Raw genomic sequence first — 21,794 nt, 5'->3', positions numbered from 1 at the left:
AAACAATCGCGGCTGAAGCCGCTCCTACAACTCAAGCCGAAGCCGCTGTAGGAGCGACTTCAGTCGCGATAACCAGGGCCAAAAACCGGCACGTCGCCAGACGCGGCACGGGCCACCAGGAAGCACAGCCTTCCTCCGCCAAACCACGGCCCAAACAAAACACAGGCCGCGGCCCCAAGAAGCCGCGCCCATACGCAGACAAACAAGGAGCCACGCCATGACCGTTCTCCAAAGCTACCTCGCCGGCCAATGGTTCGGCAGCCAGGCCGCCAAACCCCTGGCCAGCGCCATCAACGGCGAAATCGTCGCCCACACCCACGACGACGCTCCCGACTTCGCCGCCGCCGTGGACTACGCCCGCACCACCGGCACCCGCGAACTGCTCAAACTCGACTTCCAGGAACGGGCCGCCCGCCTCAAGGCCATGGCGCTCTACCTGCAAGAACACAAAAAAGAGCTCTACACACTGTCGCGCCACACCGGCGCCACCAAAGGCGACAATGCCTTCGACATCGACGGCGGCTTCGGCACCCTGTTCGCCTACGCCAGCATGGGCCGCAAGGAGTTGCCCTCCGGCAACGTCCTCCACGAAGGCCCGGTGGTCCCCCTCGGCAAGGAAAACCACTTCGCCGCCACCCACATCTTGGTGCCGCGCCGGGGCGTCGCGGTGCACATCAACGCCTTCAACTTCCCGGTCTGGGGCATGCTGGAAAAATTCGCCGGCAACTTCCTCGCCGGCATGCCGTGTCTGGTGAAACCGGCCACCGCCACCAGCTACCTCACCGCCGCCTGCGTGCGCCTGATGCAAGACTCCGGCGCCCTCCCGGAAGGGGCCCTTCAGCTGATCATCGGCGGCACCGGTGACCTGCTCGACCAGCTCGACGAACAGGACATGGTCACCTTCACCGGCTCGGCCAACACCGCCCGCAAACTGCGCGCACACCCCAACATCATCAACCGCTCCATCCCCTTCAACGCCGAAGCGGATTCGCTCAACAGCGCCATCCTCGCCCCGGACGTCACCCCCGACGACGAGGAATTCGACCTGCTGGCCAAGGAAGTGGTCCGTGAAATGACCGTCAAAGCCGGCCAGAAATGCACCGCCATCCGCCGCATCCTGGTGCCCCAACAGCACCTGGACGCCTTCGCCGACCGCCTGATCCAGCGCCTGGAAAAAATCACCCTCGGCGACCCGGACGAAGAAGGTGTGCGCATGGGCGCGCTCGCCTCCCTGGACCAGAAAGAAGACGTGGCCGCCGCCGTCAACGACCTGCTCAACACCAGTGAATGCATCTTCGGCGGCAACGGCGACCCGCAGCCCATCGGCCAGGGCACCGACAAAGGCGCCTTCTTCGGCCCGCGCCTGCTGCGCAGCAAAGATCCTCATGCGGAAGGCGGCGCCCACGACATCGAAGCCTTCGGCCCGGTCAGCACCCTCATGGGCTACGGCGACCTGGATGAAGCCATCGCCCTTGCCGACAAAGGCAAAGGCAGTCTGGTCACCACCTTCGCCACCAAGGATCCGCAAAACGCCGCCCGCGCCATCCCCGTGCTCGCCGCCCGCCACGGCCGCCTGCAAGTGCTCAACGCCGAATCCGCCAAGGAATCCACCGGCCACGGCGCGCCGCTCCCCATGCTCAAACACGGCGGCCCCGGCCGCGCCGGCGGCGGTGAAGAACTCGGCGGCATCCGCGCCGTGCGCCACTACCTCCAGCGCACCGCCATCCAAGGCTCTCCCTCTATGCTCGCCGCCGTCACCGGCGAATACGTGCGTGGCGCCGACGTCCTCGAAACCGACGTGCACCCCTTCCGCCGCCACTTCGACGACCTCGCCATCGGCGAATCCCTGCTCACCCACCGCCGCACCGTCACCGAAGCCGACATCGTCAACTTCGGCTGCCTCTCCGGCGACCACTTCTACATGCACTTCGACGACATCGCCGCCAAGGACTCCCAATTCGGCAAACGCATCGCCCACGGCTACTTCCTGCTCTCCGCCGCCGCCGGCCTCTTCGTCTCCCCGGCCCCCGGCCCGGTCCTCGCCAACTACGGCCTCGACACCCTCCGCTTCATCACCCCCGTCGGCGCCGGCGACACCATTCAGGCCCGCCTGACGTGCAAGCGCAAAATCGACCAAGGCAAAGCCGCCCCCGACGGCACCCCCCAAGGCGTGGTGGTCTGGGACGTGCAGGTCAAAAACCAGGACGACGAACTCGTCGCCAGCTACGACATCCTCACGCTGGTGGCGAAGAAGAAAGGGGACGCATAACCCATGTGGTGAGTTAGTCCTTACTCTTTAATTCAAGGCTTCCTTGGTGATGGCCGCTCCTTTTGGGGTGGCCTTTTTTTGTGGATAATCATCGAGCTTTGTTTAGATAAGAAAAGGGGACGGGATGAGATTCAAAAGTTTGAAAAGGTGGAGTGATCCTATTGCTTGTCGGTCGCTAGTGATAGTAGCTCAAATGATGGATGAGCTTCTCTTCGATTACACGATTGACACATATAAGCCGTCAGCTATGAATACGAGTATTCTTATTCAAGAGGCACTTCAAACATATTCCTTAGTTGACTCTGGAAGTATTAAATCCCCGAATTTGAAGCACGTTTTAGATGAACTTTGCGAAAATATTAACAAAGATATAGTTGCTCAGTCTCTGATAGCTATTGATCTGCGAGAGGTTACGGCATTATTGAGAAATCCCAAAGAATCTAATGCAAGTAAGCTGGCGGTGGTTGAGCTCTTGCATAGCCAAGTTTCTTTGGTGGCTTATAAAAAAAGGACCTAAGAACTCTTGGTTGAAGAGGTCGTTTCGGGGCATAGAGAATACTATATAAGGGCCTTGGTGCGCGGATATGTGACAACGCTTTTAAATATGGGGTTCTCTCAGAGATATATAAGGGAGCAATCTCAGAATATGTTCTACGCCTTCGGCAGTAATGTCTCATCGAATGAAAATATTAGACAGTTTGTGGATGTATTCTCCCATGAGAGGCATGACTTCTTTGTGGCTTATCGGGCTCCAGACTACTTCGAGGGGTTTTCAGAAGCAGCTAAAAAAATAGGCATAGATGTATGCAAAAATATTAGCGGAAAACAGACGATTCTAAGTCGATTCGGATTTTCGGTGAGAAAGGGCGGGGTATATTTATATATCGACAGCATTATTGGGGAAGATCCTTACACAATAAAGTCTGCTGCTGACCGCAAAGTTGACTTGCTTCAAACTTTGATTGGGTTATATCACCATAAGGAACATCCGAAAACTATTCTTGAAGCGGTTGTATATAATAAAACTCTAGGAAGAGGTAAAAAAATAAATAAAAGTAAAAACCCTATGCACAAGTGTAGAGATTTAACTAAGGAGAAGGCGGCAAAGAAATTAGATGAATTCATGGCTGGTTTTTCGATGAAGAGGGACTCCTTTCAAAAGTTTAATCGAAGTGCCGAGCTTCATGCATTGGCCCTTGCGAGTGATTCATCCGAGAATCAAATGATAAATTTATGGATTGCATTGGAGTCACTCATTCCAAGCAAGGGAGAGGCTAACGATAAATCCAATATAGAACACGTTGTTGATTCTATCGTTCCTTTTATAAACCTGGAATATATTTGCTCTTTAGTTTTGTCTTTCGTTAGAGATATGTGGAGATGGGATAGCAGAAATTTCAAGAACGCTCTAAAGGGAATTTCGGGCTCTGATGTGCTATCAAAAACAGTGAAGATTCTAGCATTGGATGAATTTAATGAAAGTAAAGATATTATCAGGGAGAGTTGTCGGGGTTATGTATGGCTGGGTTTGAGATTTGAGTATATTCTCACAATTTTCCACAGTCCAAAATCTGTTAGCGATGCTCTAGAAGCCCATAAAGTAAGAGTGGGATGGCAAATAAGAAGAATATATAGGGCCAGAAATATGATGGTTCATGAAGGTATTACACCCACTTACATTGATGTTCTTATCGAGCATGCACATGACTATTTGGATTGCGTAATGAATGGAGTGATGAGATTGGCCTCAAAGGCTAATACCCTCAATGCTATTGATCAAGCATTCAAGATGGCGGAGATTAATTATAAATCTTATCGCGATGGGCTAAGGGTGAAGAATGAAAATTTCAGTCAGGAGAATATAGAGCAAAAAATATTCGAAAAAATTATAAGGTGAATATTGCTGGTGGCTTTTTTTATGACTACTATTAAGGCACTACCTTCGGGTGCGGCAACACCCGAAGGTAGCTAACCATAACAGACTTCTGAGGAGTCCATCATGGCTGAGCGCAATCATAAGCCACGCGCCCGCGTGGGTAAAAGCGAAACCCCCAAACCCAACCGGGAATTTCCCTATATTCGCCACCTCAAGGTCCACCCCGGCCAGTACTACTCGTCCGGCGTCCCGCTCCACGTCCAGCTAAGCCGCCCACCCAAGCCGCCTGTGCCCTGGGTTCACGTGAAGGGCTACTGGCTTGCCGAGGCAGGCTTCGCCATCGGCACGCAATTGGAGGTGGAAGTCAGCGAAGGCCGCCTGGTGATCTCGGCGGCCCCCGAGCCCTCCGGCGCCTGACGGCCGCCCGCGCCGCCGCCTTGCCGGGCGGCGGCTTTCCAGCAAGCTTGTGTCGCCGGGCGTCCTCCTTCGAGGGTTGCGTTTACCGGCCAGTATGTTCTGCTGGACTGGGCAAGGGCATTGGTCTGGCTTTACTGCTGCCACCAATAAAGGCGATCAAAAACAATAGGATGCGAACTGGGGGAGCCAGGGATCGGCCCATAGGCAACGGGTATCCTGGCTTGTAACATGTATCGATACAGGGTACAATTCGTCGTGATCAGTGAGTTCAGAGATCAGTGGTTGGATGACTATTACTTTGGTGGTCAATCAACACGGCATATTCCCAGCAACATAGAGAGTGCGTTAAGGCGAAAGCTTCAAATCATCCATGCCGCAGAGGGAGAGAAGGATCTTATGGTTCCTCCCGGCAATAAGTTTGAGCACTTGAGCGGTAAGTTGAAGGGATGGTGCTCAATCAGGGTCAACAAGCAATACCGGCTGGTCTTTCAGTGGGACCATGGTGAGGCCCGAGGTCTCTATCTGGACCCACATACCTACCGGTGATGAGAAAATGAGGTGCGTTATGGCTGAAGCATTGAGGATCCCGGCGCATCAACCCACGAGTGTTGGTTTGATGCTCAAAGAAGAGTTTCTTGAACCCTTGGGGATCACCCAAGGCGAACTCGCTAAGGCAATGGGCGTGGGTCGGAAAACAGTTAACGAGCTCTGCGGTAACCGCCGCGGCGTCACCGCCGAAACGGCCTTCTTGCTCGCCAAGGTATTGGGCACCACGCCGGAGTTCTGGCTCAACTTGCAGCTACTCAACGACATGTGGCTGGCCAATCACAGCGAAACTCTGGCGGCCAAGCTCAGTGTGGCCCGTTCATTAGTCGCGGCTTGAAGCTTATACAGACCTGAACGGAGGAGGTGGGCCACTTCGTGGCCGCCTTCCCCTAAGCGGCCAGTGAAGGGTCGCTCAGATACCCGCCTCGCTTTACGGCCGTTTTAACGCTCTCCTGTCACTCTGTACCCTTAGATCTTTTCATCGATCCCTTGATTTCCTCCCTTTGCGAGGCTGCAACCAAGAGCGCATACCCGTTATGATCCCTGACGAACAATAATCGTCGACGCTCTGGTTTTGGCCTGGGCGTCCGGATAGTCCGGTTGGCTTGGGGATGCGCAGTGTTTGAAGTGGGAAAAGAGTATCACCGCCGTTCGCAGATTCATGAGGTGCATGGCGGGCAGCAGCAAGGCGGTATTTCCACACCAAAGAACGCGCCCTGCGTGTTCCTGTTCGTTTCAGAGACCGGCGGTCGGCACGGTTACACGGACGAGTTCAAAGAGGGCGTGTTCTTCTACACCGGGGCGGGGCAGGTCGGAGACATGGCGTTCACCGGCGGCAATCGCGCCATTGCTCATCATCAGCAAGATGGCAAGACGTTGCACCTCTTCGAATACACGCGCCGCGGGTACGTTCGTTATGTCGGGCAGGCGGACTGTATTGGTTACCACCAGGAAGAGCGACCTGACCGGGATGGCGAGCTGCGTCAGGCCTTGGTGTTTCATCTCGATGTGAATTCGTCGCCTCCTTCCTCGTCGGTGCGGGAGGCTCGGCCGCTCTACGACCCGGGCGATACAGATAGGCTGAAGCGCTATTCGCTGGCGCAGCTTCGGGATGCGGCGCTCCCGAAGGCCGTTAGCACCGTCGAGCCACAGACTCGAATGCGAGTTGCCTACTACCGGGCGGAGGCTATTCGACGCTATACATTGGCGCGTGCCAAAGGCTATTGCGAGGGCTGTGCCCAGCCGGCGCCGTTTTCCTCGTCACAAGGTCCTTATCTTGAGTGCCACCATCTTCACCGTGTGGCCGATGGTGGGCCGGACCACCCAGAAAACGTGATCGCTCTGTGCCCCAATTGTCACCGGCGCGCGCACTACGCTAAGGATGCCGCGCGCTTTAATGCTCAGTTGGTAGAGGTGGCGAAAGCCGCCGAGGCCGCTTTGTAGCCTGGGTATTGAACGGGGCAGGGCGCGCTCGTTTCTCTGCATCTCCGGTGAAATCCCTGCGGCTAGTTTAAAAAATAAACCAATATGTGCATTTATAGGATATTTTGGGCTATAAATTAAACTGACGATGGTTTAATTTATAGCTTGATATGTTCTTCATGGGTTTATATCAGTGAAAAATGTAAACCAGCTCCTCCAGCAATGGCCCGCCGGCGCGGTCCTCTCCCAGCCCTGGCTGACGGCGCATGGTGTCTCCAGCGTGGCCGCCGGGCGTTGGGCGCGGGAGGGGTGGTTGGCGCGCGTGGGGCACGGCGCCTACCGGCGGGCCGGCGACAAGGTGGACTGGCAGGGCGGACTGTACGGGTTGCAGCAGCCGCTCGGCGAAGGGCCGGCCTTCTGGTTGGGCGGGTTGTCGGCGCTGGAGCTCAGCGAAGGCAGCCATTTCCTGCGCTTTGGTGAGGAAGCGCTCACTCTCTGGGGCGAGCCCGGCCGGCGGCTGCCGCGCTGGTTCGCCGGGTACGACTGGGGGGCGAGGGTGAGTTATCAGCGGTACGCCTTGTTCGGCCGGGCGCCTGCGGACAGCATCCAGCCTTATAAGCCGCCGGGGCGGGATTTCGATATCCAGGTGGCCACGCCAGAGCGCGCGGTGTTGGAGTGGTTCTATGCGTTGTCCGGTGAGGCGTTCTTCGGCAGCCTGGTGTCGGAGACGTTCGGCGGGCTGGTGACGCTTCGCCCCCGGCGTTTGCAGGTGTTGCTGGAGGCCTGTCGCTCGGTCAAAGTGAAGCGGGCTTTCCTGTTGCTGGCCCGCCACTACGGTCATGCCTGGTATCGGCGCCTGGACACGGTGCGTATCGATCTGGGCGCGGGTAAGCGTCAGCTGTATCCGGGTGGTCGGCTGGACAGGGACTTTCAAGTAACGGTACCCAGGGAGTGGGGCGATGACGTTTGATGCACGCTATGCGGACCAGGTGCGGCTGCTGCTGCGGGTGCTGCCGCTTGTGGCGGAAGAAAAAGACTTTGCCCTGAAGGGCGGCACGGCCATTAATCTCTTCGTGCGCGATATGCCGCGGCTGTCCGTGGACATTGACTTGGCGTACCTGCCGGACCACGGGCGTGCCGACGCTCTGGGATGTTCCCGGGAGGCCCTGACCCGGATACAAGGGCGCATCAAGGCGCAGCTTCCCGGGGTTAACTGCCTTCAACAAAACCGAGGAGATGACGATCTCAAGCTGGTCGTTCGCCAGGGGCGGGTGCAGGTCAAGGTGGAGGTGAACCCGGTCGTCCGTGGCTCGTTGCACACCCCGGAAGAGCGTGACGTCAGCGAGGCCGTGGAAGATCAGTTCGGCTTCGCATCGGCGTCGGTGCTGGCGCTGCCGGATCTGTATGGCGGCAAGCTGTGTGCGGCGCTGGATCGCCAGCACCCCCGTGATCTTTTCGATGTTCACCTGTTACTGGAAAACGGAGGCATAGACCGACCGCTTTTTGAGGGGTTTCTGGTCTATCTGATGAGCCATCCCCGGCCGATGGCGGAGTTACTCGCTCCGCGCTGGAAGGCTCTGGGTCAGGTGCACGCCGATGAGTTCGCCGGCATGAGCCGGGAGGCTGTCTCCGCCGAAACGCTGCAAGCCGTTGGTGATGCCTTACTCAAAGCCCTGGCTGTCCACCTTTCCGATGCAGACATTGAGTTCCTCCTTTCCTTCAAACGCGGCGAGCCTGATTGGCAACGGTGTCCGGTACCAAAAGCCGAATCGCTTCCTGCTGTGCAGTGGAAACTTCGCAATATCAACGCGATGACCCCGGAGAAGCGGGCGGCGGCGGTGGCCCGGCTGGAGGAGGTGCTTCGTCTCTTGTCAGCCAGCACCGTAAAGCCATAATGATTCCGTCGGGCTCCGGTTGAGGAAAGCACCATGATCAAACGCATCTGGCACGGCTGGACCACCCACGCCAACGCCGACCGTTACGAGTCGCTGCTCAAGGAAGAGATTTTCCCCGGCATCGAAGCCAAGCAGGTGCCCGGCTACCGGGGTATCCAATTGCTGCGCCGCGAGCACGCCGATGAGGTGGAGTTCATCACACTGATGGGGTTCGATTCCCTGGACGCCATCAAGGCGTTCGTCGGTGAGGACGTCACGGTGTCTGACGTGCCGGACAAGGCTAGGGAGGTGCTGGCGCGCTGGGATGCGCACGCTCAGCATTACGAGATGCGCGAGCAGCGCCGGTACTGAACCCACGGCCGGAGCGTGAACTGAGGGCTATTCGTCCTTGGAATGACCGGGAAGGCGTTTGACCGGTGGTCCAGACTGAATACCCATTTTGGGGTTTCGAGAACTCAATATGGGTTTCCTGTATAAGTATACTCATATTGGGTTTATAGTTACCCATTATGGGTATGAATCACGGTATCGAAACCAATTCCGGCCGCCTCTCCGTGGCCGACGCCTTGTTCTCCAGCACCCAGCAGCGGGTGCTGGGGCTGCTGTTCGGTCAGCCGGAGCGGAGCTTCTTCGGCGCCGAGGTGATCGGCCTGCTGGGTATGGGCTCCGGCGGGGTGCAGCGGGAGCTGAAGAAGCTGGCCGATAGCGGGTTGGTGCGGGTGTTTCGGGTGGGCAACCAGAAGCATTACCAGGCCAATCCGGAATCGCCGATCTATTCCGAGCTGGTGGCCCTGATCCGCAAGACAGTGGGGCTGGTGGCGCCGCTGCGAGAGGCACTGTCGGCCTCTCCGGAGGCCATTGATCTGGCGTTGGTCTACGGTTCCGTGGCGAAGGGCGGGGCCACGGCGGCGAGCGATATTGACCTGCTGCTGGTGTCCGATACCCTGACTCTTGAATCGGCCTACGGGATGCTGGCCGATGTGGAGAGCACCTTGGGGCGGCCGATCAATCCGACGTTGTACACCAACGCGGAGTTCGAGAAGCGGCTGCGGGACGGCAATCCGTTCCTGCATAAGGTGCTTTCGGGGGACACCATACTGTTGCAAGGACGCTTACCCGATGACTTCCGATCCTCTGGAGAATCTGGCCTGCACCGGCCAGCTCAAACCTGAACCGCCCGCCGAGGCCGAACTCAACGGCCTGTTCCTCTCCGGCCAGCGCAGGCTGGCCGACGCCGAGCAGGAAAGCCTGAGCTTGGAGAGCCGTTTCGATCTGGCCTACAACGCAGCTCATGCCCTGGCGCTTACCGCCCTCCGCTTGCAGGGCTACCGCTCGGAAAGCCGCTATCTGGTCTTTCAGTGTCTCAAGCACACGGCGGATTTGCCGAACGCTCAGTGGCGGGTGCTGGACCAAGCCCACCGGAAACGCAATCTGGCTGAGTACGAAGGGCATCTGGAAGTTGACGAATCGCTGGTGGCCGCGATGATTCGGGTGGCCCGCGATGTCGAGGCCTCGGTGCGGTTGCGCCTGGAAGGCTGACGCTGGGCCCGATTATCGGCAGTTTCAGGTGGGCCGCGTGGGGCGTGACTTGCCTTCTAATCAGAATCTGGAGCGAAGGCTTCTCGGGCAAGCTCTTCTGCCTGTGCGACTTCCTCCTCCGTCATCCAATCAAAATGACTTTTGCGCTTATTGGCTGAAAGCAGTCCGTCGTTTTGCCGTACCACGCGCACAAACAGTTCCAGGCTGTGGTCCGGCCAATCCAGCAACCCGTTCAATGCCCGGCAGGCGCGGTCGAAGCCCAGCAGAAAGTCGATTTCCTCCTGAAGGTCGTGCTCGACGGTCCGTTCCAGGGCCCGGTAGAGGAATTCTGTTTGTCGGGTGAGGTCCGGGTAGCGGAAATAGACGGCGTCGTTGCCGCTGGCCGGGCTCTCTGGCGTGTCCGGGTTGTAGTCGGTGAGCCGATTCAGGGGTTTGGAGAAGTGCTCCAGCGTCTCGATGTAGTCGTCCAGGTTGGCCAGGATCACCGCCGACACTGGCAGGACGATGCCACGTGGGGTAAACCCGGCTTTCGCCAGGGTGTCGTGAATCAGGTAGCGATGGATGCGTCCGTTGCCATCCATGAATGGATGGATGTAGACGAAGCCGAAGGCGATACAGGCGGCGGCCACCACCGGGTCCATGGGCGGGACATACACTTCATAGCGCTGGTTGACGAAGTCAGCGACGAGCGAGGGGCCCTTATCGCTTTTTTCCTGGTCCCGCACCTCGTCCAGATCATCACTCAGGTTTGAGGACATGGTAAGCAGCCCGCCCATCAGCGCCGGGAGGTCCTCCGGTCTGGCGGGTACGAAATCGATCTGCTGGCGGTGGCCCAGGTCCTTGCCAATCCAGTTTTGCCGATGCCGCCAGGTGAATTCGTGGAAGCGTGGGTCAATCACGGTGTTCTGCAGCTCAACCAGCCGTTCTTCGGTGAGCGGTTCGTGAGCATCCGCCTGTCTCAGCATGTCTGCGAAACGCTGTGCTTTTTTTGGGCTTGGTTTCTCCCGTTCCACCTCGAAGGAGGATTGGGTTTCTTTGAGATACAGGAACGCGGCCGCTCGCCTCAACAGGTCTTCGTCGTAACGCGCCAGGGTCTCGAAGGTACTCTTGCGGAGGTCCTTTCGGACCATCTCATTCAGATAGTCCGTGCGCCTGACCAGGGGGCAGAACGAGGGCGGTCCGGCGAGGTTGTTGGTGACCCGGAATCGTTTGCTGCGCTCGCCGTGTTCCCAGACGAAGTGATGCGCGGGGTCGACGGCCAGAACGTATCGGGCCCTTGAGGAAACCGGATCCTCAATGGGAAGCTGCTGACCTGTCAACCATTCAAACAGGAAGCAGGCTCTTCGGGCGTACTGGGACTGGGGGCTGTCGAGGAGCCACGTCACCAGCTCTTCAGGGCCCGTTTTTTCGAAGAGCAGGGAAAGGACCTGCAGGTTGACGCCCTCGTAGCGAAGCGCAAACTGAATTTGCCCCGCCAAGGTGTCGCCGGGGTCGTAGTTCGGCTCAAAGCGATGGACGACCTGCCCCCCTTGCTGGGTGCTTTGCCGCCCGCCGCGGATGTTGCCGACATACGCACACTCGTCCAGCGGCAGCGCGCGCAGGGCATAGTGTTCGATCAGCCATTGGTAGCCGAGCGGTGCGGACATAGAGCCCTCTTCAGTAAATTGGCCGGGTTTGCAGTAGAATAGCCGGAAATGGAGGTCATTGCAGTAAAGCGGCCGGGCCGCCAAATGGCCCCGGTCAATTCACTGAAATTTTAGCGGTTTCCGGCCGTTTTACTGCAAGCCCGTTCAAATTACTGAATCTTGGGACGGCCTCACAGCTGGCATTGCACGGTGTGGGTCGTCCGTACCTGGACAATAACGCTTTACGTTAATAATGCAACGCGTTAGTATTTGCTAATGATCAGTTCGTTCAAATGCCAGGACACGGAAGCGCTGGCGAGCGGCAGGCGCGTCCGACGTTTCGTCGCTTCGAGCGCGTCGCGCTGCGTAAACTTCGGCAGTTGCAGATTGCCGAGCGGCTGGACGATCTTCGAGTGCCGCCGGGCAATCGCCTGGAAGCCCTGAAAGGAGGCTGCAAAGGGCAGCACAGTATCAGAGTGAACGATCAGTTCCGTCTCTGCTTCCGGTGGACCGCCGCCGGGGCGGTTGACGTGGAGATCGTGGACTACCACTAGGAGGGCATCATGACTCGTATTGCACCCGTGACGCCCGGTGAGCTGCTTCTCGAGGAATTCCTCAAGCCCCTGGGTATCACCAAATATCGCCTCGCCAAGGAAATCGGCGTGCCGGCGCAGCGCATCGGCGATATCGTCGCCGGCAAGCGCGCCATCACCGCGGATACCGACCTGCGCCTGTGTCGTTTCTTCGGCCTGTCCCGTGGCTATTGGCTGCGGGCGCAGGTGGAGCACGATACGGAGGTGGCGGAGCGTGAGTTGGGGGAGGTGCTGGCGGCTATCCGCCCCTGGAGTGAGAGGCAGAGCGCCTGATAGCCACCCCGACAATAGATTCCCAGGTGGGCTCGTTCCGGATCAAAGCCCGGCGTCGTCCATGCGCCGCATCAGCGCCGGGCGCCGCGCGAAGCGCTGGCGCAGGTCGGCGATCCAGGCGTCGGTGTCCGGGGTTGGGGCGTAGCGGCGTACGCGTTTCATCAAGCGGACGGCGAACGGGTAGCGCTGGCTGACGGCGTCGCGCAGTTGATGTTCCGTGGCTTTTTTGATCAGTTTCGCGGCTTGATGGGGATGGTCGGCGCGCACGACGTCGGCCAGGTGGAGCAGGGTGTTGAGGTCAATGGGGTGGGCCTTGGCGATGGGCAGGGCCGCTGTCGGGTCGTTGTTGTGAATAAAAAAAGCAATCAGTTGGGCGTGTTCGTAGCTCTCCATCTGGGGCGCTCGCGCCAGTAATGCGGCGCGCGCTTTCTGATACCAGATGGCCTCGTCCGGGCCGGCCAGGTCGAGCAGGTCATCCCATAATTGCAGGTCGACGCGGTATTGGAAGCCTTGCCATAGCGTTTCGATGGCGTCGTTGATTCGGTTCCGTTGTCGGTACAGCCCGGCCAAGGCGCGGTGCAACGCCGGATGGTCCGGGTGAGCTTGCACTCCTTGCTCGGCCCAGGTGAGGGCGTCATCAATATGGCCGTGGCGTTGGCAGACATCGATCAGTTTCTGGTAGGCGTAAAAGCCGGGGAGACCGGGCTTGAGCAGCTCGATCAGGGTGTCGGTGTCGCCTTGTTCCTCGGCCAGTTCCTCGCGAAGATGGCGGATGGAGAAGGCATCCGTTTCCGTCTTGGGGTGCCTGCCAATGGCGCGGAAGCGGTCGAGTACCAGCGCTGCATAGCGTTCCCGGGCGGCCGCGTCGAACCGGGGCCAGTACGCCGGTAAGGGAAACAACGCCCACTCGTCGTGGGTTTTCAGGCGGAATAACCGGTCGGGAAAATCCTCGCCGATGCTGGCGGCGCGCCCGGCCATTTCCGCGTGGAGGACGGCGAGTTCGTGGAGGTGGTCGCCGATGGTGCCGGCGGAATCGTCGGAATGCGCGTAGTACGCCAATCCCCTTGCCACGGCCTGTTCGCAAAGGAGAAAGCCGGCATTCGGGTCCTGGTGACCATGATCGGCAAGCAGGTCGGCCACCATTGCCAATTGCTCGCCGTAGTCGAGGCTGCCTTGATAATCCAGGTCTCCGTTCGGCGTCAAAAGGTCGTCGAGCCGGGCTTCGAGAGATTTCGGCGTGCTCGCCGAAAGCCGTAACCGTAGCCGCTGCTCCAGTTCGGGGTCACGTTGAGCGGCTTCCAGAAGCCACTCGGCCAATTGTGTCGGGGCGCATTCGCTTAATGCCTCCAGCAAAGCGTTATCGGCCGTGTCCGCGGAGGGGCTTTGATCGTCCCGTAGGGTGAGCACCGCAGCCACCAGATGCTTGCAGAAGGCGCCGTCTTCCGCCGCCGGGCAGTCGCAGAACCAGTCCAGACGGTCGTCTTCCTCGTGTATCCAGAGTTGATAGCGGCGGCTACCCGCCACTTCGGCGTTCAGTCCCCGCGGGTTGGTGTGCAGGTGCCTGACCCGGCGCTCCAGGAAATAGCCGACACCGCGCTCCAGGGCCGCCGGCCCCGCCAGGCGTTCCAGTTCGAAATCGTCCAGTTCTTGAAGACAGTGCGTCATGGTTTGAGAGGGCGTTTCCGTTGCGTGACGGCCGGTAGTCTAGCATCGTCTCTCGATGGTTCGAGCGACATGTGGGCGAGGGCCTTGGGAGGACGGATACGGAGGCCATTGATCTGGCACTGGTCTACGGCTCTATTTGTGGTTGCCGAGACGGGCTGGCAGAGGGGTTTCTTGGGTCTCCAAAAAAGACTAAGCTAGTTGGACTAAGCTTAGGAGGGGCCATGGACATCATCAATATGCACGACGCCAAGACGCGCTTGTCCCAGTTGGTGGACAAAGCCGCGAAGGGCGAGCCGTTCATCATCGCCAAGGCCGGCAAGCCGGTGGCGCGAGTGACCGCCGTGGATGCTCCCGAGCCCGGCAAGGTCCGTCGCCTGGGGTTTCTCAAGGGGCAAATGCAGGTGCCGGAGGATTTTGACCGCCTCGGTGAAACGGACATTGCCGATTCCTTTGAGGGCTGAATGAATCTGCTGCTGGATACGCATTTACTGCTATGGGCGGCGGGTTTTCCTGAGCGCCTTTCGATGGAGGCTCGGGCGCTGATTGAGCCCCCGGAGAACCGCTTGTTCTTCAGCGCTGCTAGCATTTGGGAAGTAACGATCAAAAACGGTTTGGGCAAGCCCGCTTTTCAGGTCGATCCACACCTCTTCCGGCGGGGGCTGGTGGAGAATGGCTATGAAGAGCTGCCGATCATCAGCAGTCATACGCTTGCCATCAGCCACCTGCCGCCGATTCACCGTGATCCTTTCGACCGGATTCTGGTCGCCCAGGCAGAGTATGAAGGGATTCTGCTGTTGACCAGTGATGAGATGGTGGTGCGCTATCCTGGGCCCATCCGGCAAGTTTAAGAATGAGCCGTGTGGCCTTTTCCTGCGCTAGCAGGCGTGTTATTTCTTTCCCCTGGATAAAACCATGTTTTCCCTGGGGGGAGCCTTGCCGCACCGGCAGGTATAACACGGACGGTGACCTATGGACGCGCCGGCGAGAGAGCGCACCGAACGCTATATTTCCGCTCGTTATCACAATCCATCCTGGCAGTTGCTGGCGTCGCGTCGCGCGCCTTTGGTGCTGGGGTGTCTGCAAACGCTGTTCGAGCAGGCTCACGACGGCATCGCCATGGAAGACGCGTTGCAAGCGCTGGCTGAGATGCTGGCGGAGCACGCCAACCACGTGGACTATGAGATCGATGTGGACCAGGCGCCGCAGCAGGCCCGGCGAGAGCTGCGCTCTTGGATCAAGCGGGCGCTGATCGTAGAACGGCAGGGCCGTTTGTATCAGACCGATGCGCTGGAGGCCGCGCTACGCTTCGTGGAGGGCCTGGACAATCGCATCATGACGTCCACGGCATCACGGCTGTCGGTGGTCCAGCGCGAGATCGAGAGTCTGGAGATCGGCCTTAACCCGAACCCGGCCAGCCGGGTGGCGAGCCTGCGCCGTCGTATCGATGAACTGGAGCGTGAGCTGGCGGATGCCGAGGCCGGCAAGGTGCCGGTGCTGACGGAGGCGGCCGCCATTGAGCGAATCCGTGAAGTGTTCAATCTGGCCACCGGGCTGCGTGCGGATTTCCGTCGCGTGGAGGACTCCTGGCGTCAGGCGGACAAAGAGCTCCGGCAGTCGATCATCAGCGAGCAGCATCACCGGGGCGAAATCGTCGATCGCTTATTGGATGGTCACGATACCTTGCTGGAGACGCCGGAAGGGCGGGTTTTCGAGGGCTTTCAGCAGCAGCTAAGACAGACCATCGAGCTGGAAAACATGAAGCAGCGCCTGCGCACGATTCAGGGTCATCCGGCGGTGAACAAGGCGCTGTCGCGCAATCAGCAGCAGGAATTGCGCTGGTTGGTGATGCGGCTGGTCAAGGAATCCCAAGGTGTTTTTGAGGCGCGAGCGCGTAGCGAGCGCGACGTGAAAGGCTTTTTGAAGACCGGGCTGGCCGCCGAACACCATAGGGTTGGCAATTTGCTGTCCGAGATCCTGCAAGTGGCGTTGAAGGTGGATTGGCCCCGTCAGGCGGTGCGTCGCCGGGAGACGCCGCTGCCCCCGGTGGCCGTGGTCTTGTCCGGTCTGCCGGTGGTGGAGCGCTTGCGGTTTAAATCGTTGGAAGACGACGCCACCGGTGAGCTCAGCCTTGTCACCCGCGACGGCGATTTGGACGAGATCGATGAGGCGTTCTGGGCGGCCTTCGACGGTCTGGACCGGGACGCGCTGGTACGGCAAACCCTGGCGCTCCTGGCCGAGGAAGGCCGGCCGGTGAGCCTTGCCGAGCTGGCCCGCCGCCTGCCTCCCACCCACGATCTGGAGACGTTCGCGCTGTGGTTGGGCATGGCTCGGGAAGCGGGTATTCCGGTGGACGAGGAGCGCGTTGAGGAAGTGGAGCTGGAGGACGACGAAAAAGGCCGCTGGCGTTTTCGGCTGCCCTATGCCGGCCTGGAAAGTGACGCACTGAACGGCATTGATTGGGAGCTCTGAGCATGGCGGGATTCTTTGACCAGTTGACTCAGCAAGACACTGACGACGAAGCGGAGAAAGAACGGGATACGGAGGCCGGCGATCAAGAGGAACTTGTGCAACCGGAATCGCCGGACGCCAACCGCACGCCGGCCCGCTTGCGTGAGGCGGCCCAGGAGCTATTGAAGTACGGTTTGTTGGAAGAGGAGCGCAAGCCCAATCTGTACCGTCTCGTGACGACTCACGCTGCCGAGATAGAAGCGATTCTGGAACCTTTGGACCTGGCATTGGGCGTGGACGACGTGCGTGGCCTGGCCTACGTGGTGGTGCGTCAGGGTGAGGTCACGGAGCAGGATGACTGGTCCCATCCTCTGGTCAGGCGCCAGCGCCTGAATTTGGAGCAAAGCCTTCTTGTGGCGATCCTGCGACAGCACTTCGTGGCGCATGAGCAGGAGGGCGGCACCGGTGCCGGCGGGGCTCTGGTAGCGATCGACGATCTGATTCCGCAGATTCAGGTTTACCTGGGGGATACCGGTAGTGACGCCAGAGAGCGCAACCGCATTCTCGCCCTGCTGGAGCAGCTCAAGGGGCATGGGTTGGTTTCTGCGCCGGATCAGCATGAGCGGGTCACCGTGCGGCCGATTATCGCGCACCTGGCCAACCCGGAGAACCTGCAAGCGCTGCTGGAGTGGCTGCGCGAACAGACCGGGGGGCAGTCAAAAGAAGACCAGGAAGGTGAAACCCCGGAGGGCGATCAATGAGTGTGGCAATGCCTCTGAGTGCCGGAGAAACATTGTTTCTGACTCACTTAGACCTCTATAACTGGGGCGGTTTCAATGAGCGCCACACCGCGGAAATCGATCTGGCCGGCACGGCGGTAATCGGGCCCACGGGTAGCGGTAAAACCACGCTGGTCGATGCGCTGATGACCTTGTTATGCGCCAATCCCCGTTACAACCTGGCGTCCACCGGCGGCCACGAAAGCGACCGGGATTTGGTTTCCTATGTGCGCGGTGTCTCCGGCCCCGGGGATGGCGGCGACGACCAGACCCACATCGCACGGCCGGGGAAAACCGTGACGGCCTTCGCCGCGCGCTTCGCCAACCATGAGAAGGAAGTGCGCCTCGGCGCTGTCTTGTGGTTCGACGGCACCAGTTCGTCGGCATCGGATTTGAAAAAGCTGTGGCTGTTCGCCGAGTCACCGGAGCACACTCTGGACCACTGGTTGATGGTGCACCATGAAGGCGGTATGCGCGCACTCAAACAGATGGAAAAGGAAGACACGGGGATCCGCACCTACTCCAGCAAAAAGGCCTACCTGGCTCGCCTGCGGGATTACTTCGAAGTGGGCGAGAACGCCTTCACCCTTCTCAATCGCGCCGCCGGCCTCAAGCAGCTGAACAGCATCGACGAAATCTTCCGTGAGCTGGTGCTGGATGACCACTCCGCCTTCGACCGTGCTCTTGATGTGGCCAATAGTTTTGATGATCTCACCGATATTCACGAAGAGCTGGAAATCGCACGGCGCCAGCAGCGCTCTTTGGTGCCGGTCGCGGAAGAGTGGCGGCGTTATCAGGAACAACGCGAGCTATTGACGAGCAGCGAGCGTTTACGGGAGGTACTGCCGCTCTGGTACGCGGAACAGGCCCACGGGCTATGGGAGCAGCGGGAAACGGAGCTGCGTGAACAGCTGCAGCGTGATCGGGACGCCGAAAAAGCGTTGGCGGAACGTCTTAAAAGCCAAAAACATCTTGTCTCGGCAAGGCATCAAGCCTATCTCCAGGCGGGTGGTGGCGATATCGAGCAGCTGGAACTGCGTATCAAGGAAAAGGCCGGGAGGCGGGACGAGGTTGCCGTTCACGCCGGGCAATACCGCCATATCGCCGAACGTCTGGGAATGCCCACTTCGCTTGAGAAACGAGTCGTCGAGGAAAACCGGGCCCGAGCAAGGACGCAACTGGAATCCATCGAGGAGAGCGTCCCGGAGGCGGAGGAAGCCTTTTTTGAAGCCGGCGTGAATGAACGAACGGTTGGAGCCGAAAAACGGGAGCTGGAGGAAGAGCGGGAAGCCGTTCTGGCCAATCCGGGATCTAATATTGACTTTCGCTACCAACAGTTCAGGGCGGAGCTGGCTGAACGGTTGTCGCTGTCGGAGTCGATGTTGCCGTTCGTGGCCGAGTTGGTTCAGGTCAAAGACGAGGAGCACCAATGGAGAGGCGCCATTGAGCGGGCGATCGGCGCTCACCGGCTGCGAGTCCTGGTGCCGACGGAACAAATCCGAGAGGCATTGAGCTGGGTAAACCAGCGCCATAATCGGCTGCATGTGCGCCTTCTGGAGGTAAAGCAGCCGGAGCGGCAACCCCGATTCTTTGAGGATGGCTTTACCCGAAAGCTGGAGTTCAAGGAACACCCCTTCCGGGAAGCGTTGAAGGCGTTGCTGGCGGGCATCGACCGTCACTGCGTGGCTGACGCGGAGGAACTGCGTGACACCCCCCACGCAATGACGGCACAAGGCTTGATGTCCGGAAAAGCCCGGCATTTCGATAAGCAGGACCAACGTCGCCTGGACCAGGACTGGATGACCGGGTTCGACAACCGTGATCGTCTGGCAGCTCTTGAGCGGGCCATTGAGGAGATCAGCGCCAATTGGCAAGAACGCAAAAACAGGCTGGAGGCCGCGCGATCTCGTGTCGGAGAAGTAAAGGCGAGGATGGAACTGCTGCTCTCCCTGGCGGAGGTGCATTTTGAGAGTATTGACCTGCCTGGCGCTGAAAGGACATTGGCGGATATTAAACAGCAGTTTGAGATCCTCAATGCACCGGATTCCGATGTCGGCGCGGCTAAACAGGCGTTGGATGAAGCAGAGAGTCTGTGTAAGAAGCTGGACAACGACTGGCTTGATGCGTTCGAGAGACGCAGTAAGGGTGAAGAAAGGCTGGAACAAGCTGAAAGAAGCAGGCAGGAAGCTTTCGTACGCATGGGGGAAGGATTAACTGGTGATCAACGCCAGATCGGCGAGAAAAATCTGGCAGTGCTGGTTATCGAAGACCTGAATCAAATAGAAAAGCTAGAACGTGAAGCGGTCGCTAATCTTCAGAAAGAGATTGAGCAGAATAATCGGCGGCTTGCGGACATCGCTGCGAGGCTACTCAAGGCCATGGCGGACGCCAAGCACCTGGATCGCGGTGCCTTGTCCGAGGCTGGGCGTGACCTTGAGGATGTGCCCGCTTACCTTGAGCGGTTACAGGTTCTTACTGAAGAAGCGCTTCCTGAGAAGCAAAAGCGGTTCATGGAGTACTTGAATCGTTCTTCCGACGATGGCGTGACCCAGTTGCTGACCGATATCGATAACGAAGTATCGATGATCGAGGAGCGTCTGGAGGACCTTAACAATACGCTGCGTCGGGTGGACTTCCAGCCGGGGCGCTACTTGCGCCTGATTTCAAAGAAAGTCGTCCACGAAAGCTTGCGCACGCTGCAAAGAGCGCTTCGGGAGCTGAATTCCGCGCGCTTCACCGAGGATGGCGGGGAAAGCCAATACAAGGCGCTCCAGCATATGGTCGCGTTACTGCATGATGCCTGTGACCGTAGCCGGAATCAGGGCGCCAAGGCTTTGCTGGACCCGCGCTACCGTCTGGAATTCGCGGTGTCGGTGATCAATCGCGAAAATGGCGCCGTCATCGAAACCCGTACTGGCTCACAGGGTGGTAGTGGGGGCGAGAAGGAAATCATCGCCTCCTATGTGCTGACCGCGTCGTTGAGTTATGCGCTTTGTCCGGACGGCAGCAGCCGCCCCTTATTCGGGACCATTGTGTTGGACGAAGCCTTCTCGCGCAGCTCCCACGCGGTGGCGGGCAGGATCATCGCCGCCCTGCATGAGTTCGGCCTGCACGCCGTTTTTATTACGCCCAATAAGGAAATGCGCCTGCTGCGTAATCACACCCGTTCTGCCATCGTGGTGCACCGCCGGGGCTTACAGGCTTCCTTGACGTCGCTGAGCTGGGAAGCACTGGATGAGTTCCACCAGAAACGGCTGAAGGCGTCGGATGAAATCCCCCGCTGAGATGGCTTGTCGCCTGGCACGCCAATGGCAGCAGGCGCAACTACGGGAGGCACGTTTGTTGAGCGCCAGCGGGTGGCCATTGAAGCTGCCCATTGGTAGGCCCTTCGCTCGGCGTTTCGGGCGAGATGTCGCGGCAGTGCGTGAGCATGTATTGGCCTGGCGGGAGGTTTCCGTTGGAGACGTGCTTTGGGAGCCGGTCAACTATCGTGCCGGCGCTGATCCCGTCGATGTTCCGGTTTATTGGATCCTGCGTACTCCTTCGGAATGGGTGGAGGCGGCCGCCGATACCAAGATGCGTGATGAGTTCAGGCGGCTTGAGTATATTATTGAGAACGTGGATGCGTTATTTCGTCGGATATTGGTGCGCCAAAGGGGGCTTTGGCGCGACAAGCCCGATCAGGAAGTAATAGCCGCCGCCCGGCTGGCGATCCGGCTTTCCCCGGGGTGTGCGGATGGCCGGCCGCTGCGTTTGATGGCGGAATTCGGAGTCGATACCAAGTTTTTTGAACGTCACAGCGGATTGCTGACACGGCTCCTTGATGAAAGATTCGATGGCCTGGCCAGCCAGCGCGGTTTGGTGGCATTTCTGGGTGCTTTGGAAGAAAAAGAGCACTGGCTTCTCATTGCACCTCTTGATGATGAATTACTCCCATTCAGACGACTTCGTGTAACAGCCGAGGAACTGGCCGCCGCGGAACTACCGGCGGATCGTATTCTCGTGGTTGAAAATGAGCGTTGCCTACATCTTCTTCCTCGAATGCCCAATACCATCGCCATACTCGGGGCTGGCCGTAATCTCTCTTGGATGTCGGCGCCTTGGCTTGAGGCTAAGAAAGTCGCCTATTGGGGGGATATCGATAGCTGGGGCTTGGTGATGTTGGCTGAGGCGAGAAGATATCAGCCTCATTTAACGCCATTAATGATGGATCGCGCAGTTTTTGATCGGTACGAAGAAGAAAGAGCGGTAGTGGAAGAGTCTATCGCCGGAGATCAAGCCCCGGCTGGCTTGATTGGCGATGAAATCGAACTTTACCACTATCTGACAGCACGGGACCGAGGGCGTTTAGAGCAAGAGTACTTGCCCGATTTCGAGGTGTCTCGGTCACTTTCTGGTTGGGCCCGTTAGTGTCTCATACTGGGCCCTGTGGCTAATGTTGAGATCG

General features: G+C 58.8%; 22 protein-coding genes and 1 pseudogene. 20 read left to right on the top strand and 3 right to left on the bottom strand.

Features of this window, described 5'->3' with window-relative positions:
- The first annotated feature begins 217 nt into the window (after positions 1-217).
- The 12 genes from paaZ (at position 218) to HMJ39_RS11570 (ending at position 9,964) form a co-directional block, all read left to right on the top strand.
- Complete coding sequence (gene paaZ / locus HMJ39_RS11625) at positions 218-2,269, top strand: phenylacetic acid degradation bifunctional protein PaaZ (protein WP_194297440.1); 2,052 nt, start codon at positions 218-220, stop codon at positions 2,267-2,269.
- A gap of 124 nt (positions 2,270-2,393) precedes the next feature.
- Positions 2,394-2,786 carry a hypothetical protein gene (locus HMJ39_RS11620; protein WP_228462307.1) on the top strand — a complete coding sequence of 131 codons (393 nt, stop codon included), beginning with the start codon at positions 2,394-2,396 and terminating at the stop codon, positions 2,784-2,786.
- Between the two features lie 6 nt (positions 2,787-2,792).
- On the top strand, positions 2,793-4,166 hold the full coding sequence (locus tag HMJ39_RS11615; protein ID WP_194297438.1) for a hypothetical protein: 1,374 nt from the start codon (positions 2,793-2,795) through the stop codon (positions 4,164-4,166).
- Positions 4,167-4,268: 102 nt separating this feature from the next.
- Positions 4,269-4,562: a SymE family type I addiction module toxin gene (locus HMJ39_RS11610; protein ID WP_194297437.1), complete on the top strand. Its 294-nt coding sequence runs from the start codon at positions 4,269-4,271 to the stop codon at positions 4,560-4,562.
- 228 nt (positions 4,563-4,790) lie between these two features.
- The gene (locus tag HMJ39_RS11605) at positions 4,791-5,108 is read left to right on the top strand and encodes a type II toxin-antitoxin system RelE/ParE family toxin (RefSeq protein WP_228462306.1); all 318 of its coding nucleotides are present in this window, start codon (positions 4,791-4,793) and stop codon (positions 5,106-5,108) included.
- A gap of 19 nt (positions 5,109-5,127) precedes the next feature.
- Positions 5,128-5,445, top strand: a complete 318-nt coding sequence (locus HMJ39_RS11600) for a HigA family addiction module antitoxin (RefSeq protein WP_194297435.1) — start codon at positions 5,128-5,130, stop codon at positions 5,443-5,445.
- 281 nt (positions 5,446-5,726) lie between these two features.
- Positions 5,727-6,551, top strand: coding sequence for an HNH endonuclease (locus HMJ39_RS11595; protein ID WP_194297434.1), 825 nt, complete (start codon positions 5,727-5,729; stop codon positions 6,549-6,551).
- Positions 6,552-6,723: 172 nt separating this feature from the next.
- Positions 6,724-7,500, top strand: coding sequence for a type IV toxin-antitoxin system AbiEi family antitoxin domain-containing protein (locus HMJ39_RS11590; RefSeq protein ID WP_194297433.1), 777 nt, complete (start codon positions 6,724-6,726; stop codon positions 7,498-7,500).
- A complete protein-coding gene (locus HMJ39_RS11585; protein WP_194297432.1) occupies positions 7,490-8,425 on the top strand; it encodes a nucleotidyl transferase AbiEii/AbiGii toxin family protein in 936 nt (311 codons plus the stop codon). Before HMJ39_RS11590 ends, HMJ39_RS11585 begins: the two co-directional genes overlap by 11 nt.
- A 33-nt stretch (positions 8,426-8,458) precedes the next feature.
- Positions 8,459-8,776: an antibiotic biosynthesis monooxygenase gene (locus HMJ39_RS11580; RefSeq protein ID WP_194297431.1), complete on the top strand. Its 318-nt coding sequence runs from the start codon at positions 8,459-8,461 to the stop codon at positions 8,774-8,776.
- A gap of 164 nt (positions 8,777-8,940) precedes the next feature.
- Positions 8,941-9,597 (top strand): nucleotidyltransferase domain-containing protein, encoded by a 657-nt coding sequence (locus tag HMJ39_RS11575; RefSeq protein WP_194297430.1) that lies wholly within the window; start codon positions 8,941-8,943, stop codon positions 9,595-9,597.
- Complete coding sequence (locus HMJ39_RS11570; RefSeq protein WP_194297429.1) at positions 9,545-9,964, top strand: hypothetical protein; 420 nt, start codon at positions 9,545-9,547, stop codon at positions 9,962-9,964. The genes HMJ39_RS11575 and HMJ39_RS11570 overlap by 53 nt, the downstream gene beginning before the upstream one ends.
- A gap of 56 nt (positions 9,965-10,020) precedes the next feature.
- On the opposite strand, the gene HMJ39_RS11565 is transcribed toward HMJ39_RS11570, so the two are convergent.
- Complete coding sequence (locus HMJ39_RS11565) at positions 10,021-11,610, bottom strand: Fic family protein (RefSeq protein WP_194297428.1); 1,590 nt, start codon at positions 11,608-11,610, stop codon at positions 10,021-10,023.
- Between the two features lie 272 nt (positions 11,611-11,882).
- Between HMJ39_RS11565 and HMJ39_RS11560 the strand changes: the two genes are divergently transcribed.
- Both HMJ39_RS11560 and HMJ39_RS11555 read left to right on the top strand, forming a co-directional pair.
- Positions 11,883-12,143 (top strand): type II toxin-antitoxin system RelE/ParE family toxin, encoded by a 261-nt coding sequence (locus HMJ39_RS11560; protein WP_306801081.1) that lies wholly within the window; start codon positions 11,883-11,885, stop codon positions 12,141-12,143.
- Positions 12,144-12,152: 9 nt separating this feature from the next.
- Positions 12,153-12,455 (top strand): HigA family addiction module antitoxin, encoded by a 303-nt coding sequence (locus HMJ39_RS11555; protein ID WP_194297427.1) that lies wholly within the window; start codon positions 12,153-12,155, stop codon positions 12,453-12,455.
- 42 nt (positions 12,456-12,497) lie between these two features.
- Here HMJ39_RS11555 and HMJ39_RS11550 read toward each other — a convergent pair whose 3' ends face one another.
- On the bottom strand, positions 12,498-14,120 hold the full coding sequence (locus tag HMJ39_RS11550; protein WP_194297426.1) for a DUF6880 family protein: 1,623 nt from the start codon (positions 14,118-14,120) through the stop codon (positions 12,498-12,500).
- 221 nt (positions 14,121-14,341) lie between these two features.
- Here HMJ39_RS11550 and HMJ39_RS11545 point away from each other — a divergent pair, with 221 nt between their 5' ends.
- Positions 14,342-14,581, top strand: coding sequence for a type II toxin-antitoxin system Phd/YefM family antitoxin (locus tag HMJ39_RS11545; RefSeq protein WP_194297425.1), 240 nt, complete (start codon positions 14,342-14,344; stop codon positions 14,579-14,581).
- Here HMJ39_RS11545 and HMJ39_RS19210 read toward each other — a convergent pair.
- Positions 14,470-14,706 (bottom strand): annotated as a pseudogene (locus HMJ39_RS19210) (DUF1589 domain-containing protein); the annotation flags it as partial. The gene HMJ39_RS11545 and the pseudogene HMJ39_RS19210 overlap by 112 nt on opposite strands.
- Between HMJ39_RS19210 and HMJ39_RS11540 the strand changes: the two are divergent.
- The 5 genes from HMJ39_RS11540 (at position 14,591) to HMJ39_RS11520 (ending at position 21,757) form a co-directional block, all read left to right on the top strand.
- Positions 14,591-14,968, top strand: coding sequence for a type II toxin-antitoxin system VapC family toxin (locus tag HMJ39_RS11540; RefSeq protein ID WP_407645824.1), 378 nt, complete (start codon positions 14,591-14,593; stop codon positions 14,966-14,968). The pseudogene HMJ39_RS19210 and the gene HMJ39_RS11540 overlap by 116 nt on opposite strands.
- A 121-nt stretch (positions 14,969-15,089) precedes the next feature.
- Positions 15,090-16,589 (top strand): DUF3375 domain-containing protein, encoded by a 1,500-nt coding sequence (locus tag HMJ39_RS11535; protein ID WP_194297423.1) that lies wholly within the window; start codon positions 15,090-15,092, stop codon positions 16,587-16,589.
- 2 nt (positions 16,590-16,591) lie between these two features.
- Complete coding sequence (locus HMJ39_RS11530) at positions 16,592-17,329, top strand: DUF4194 domain-containing protein (protein WP_194297422.1); 738 nt, start codon at positions 16,592-16,594, stop codon at positions 17,327-17,329.
- Positions 17,326-20,631, top strand: a complete 3,306-nt coding sequence (locus tag HMJ39_RS11525) for an ATP-binding protein (RefSeq protein ID WP_194297421.1) — start codon at positions 17,326-17,328, stop codon at positions 20,629-20,631. Before HMJ39_RS11530 ends, HMJ39_RS11525 begins: the two co-directional genes overlap by 4 nt.
- Complete coding sequence (locus HMJ39_RS11520) at positions 20,615-21,757, top strand: Wadjet anti-phage system protein JetD domain-containing protein (protein WP_194297420.1); 1,143 nt, start codon at positions 20,615-20,617, stop codon at positions 21,755-21,757. Before HMJ39_RS11525 ends, HMJ39_RS11520 begins: the two co-directional genes overlap by 17 nt.
- Positions 21,758-21,794 lie beyond the last annotated feature (37 nt).

It is taken from the genome of Alloalcanivorax profundimaris (assembly GCF_015265435.1).
GTDB lineage: Bacteria > Pseudomonadota > Gammaproteobacteria > Pseudomonadales > Alcanivoracaceae > Alloalcanivorax > Alloalcanivorax profundimaris.
The sequence above is the reverse complement of the archived record's forward strand: the minus strand, read 5'-3'. Positions and strand labels throughout refer to the sequence as shown.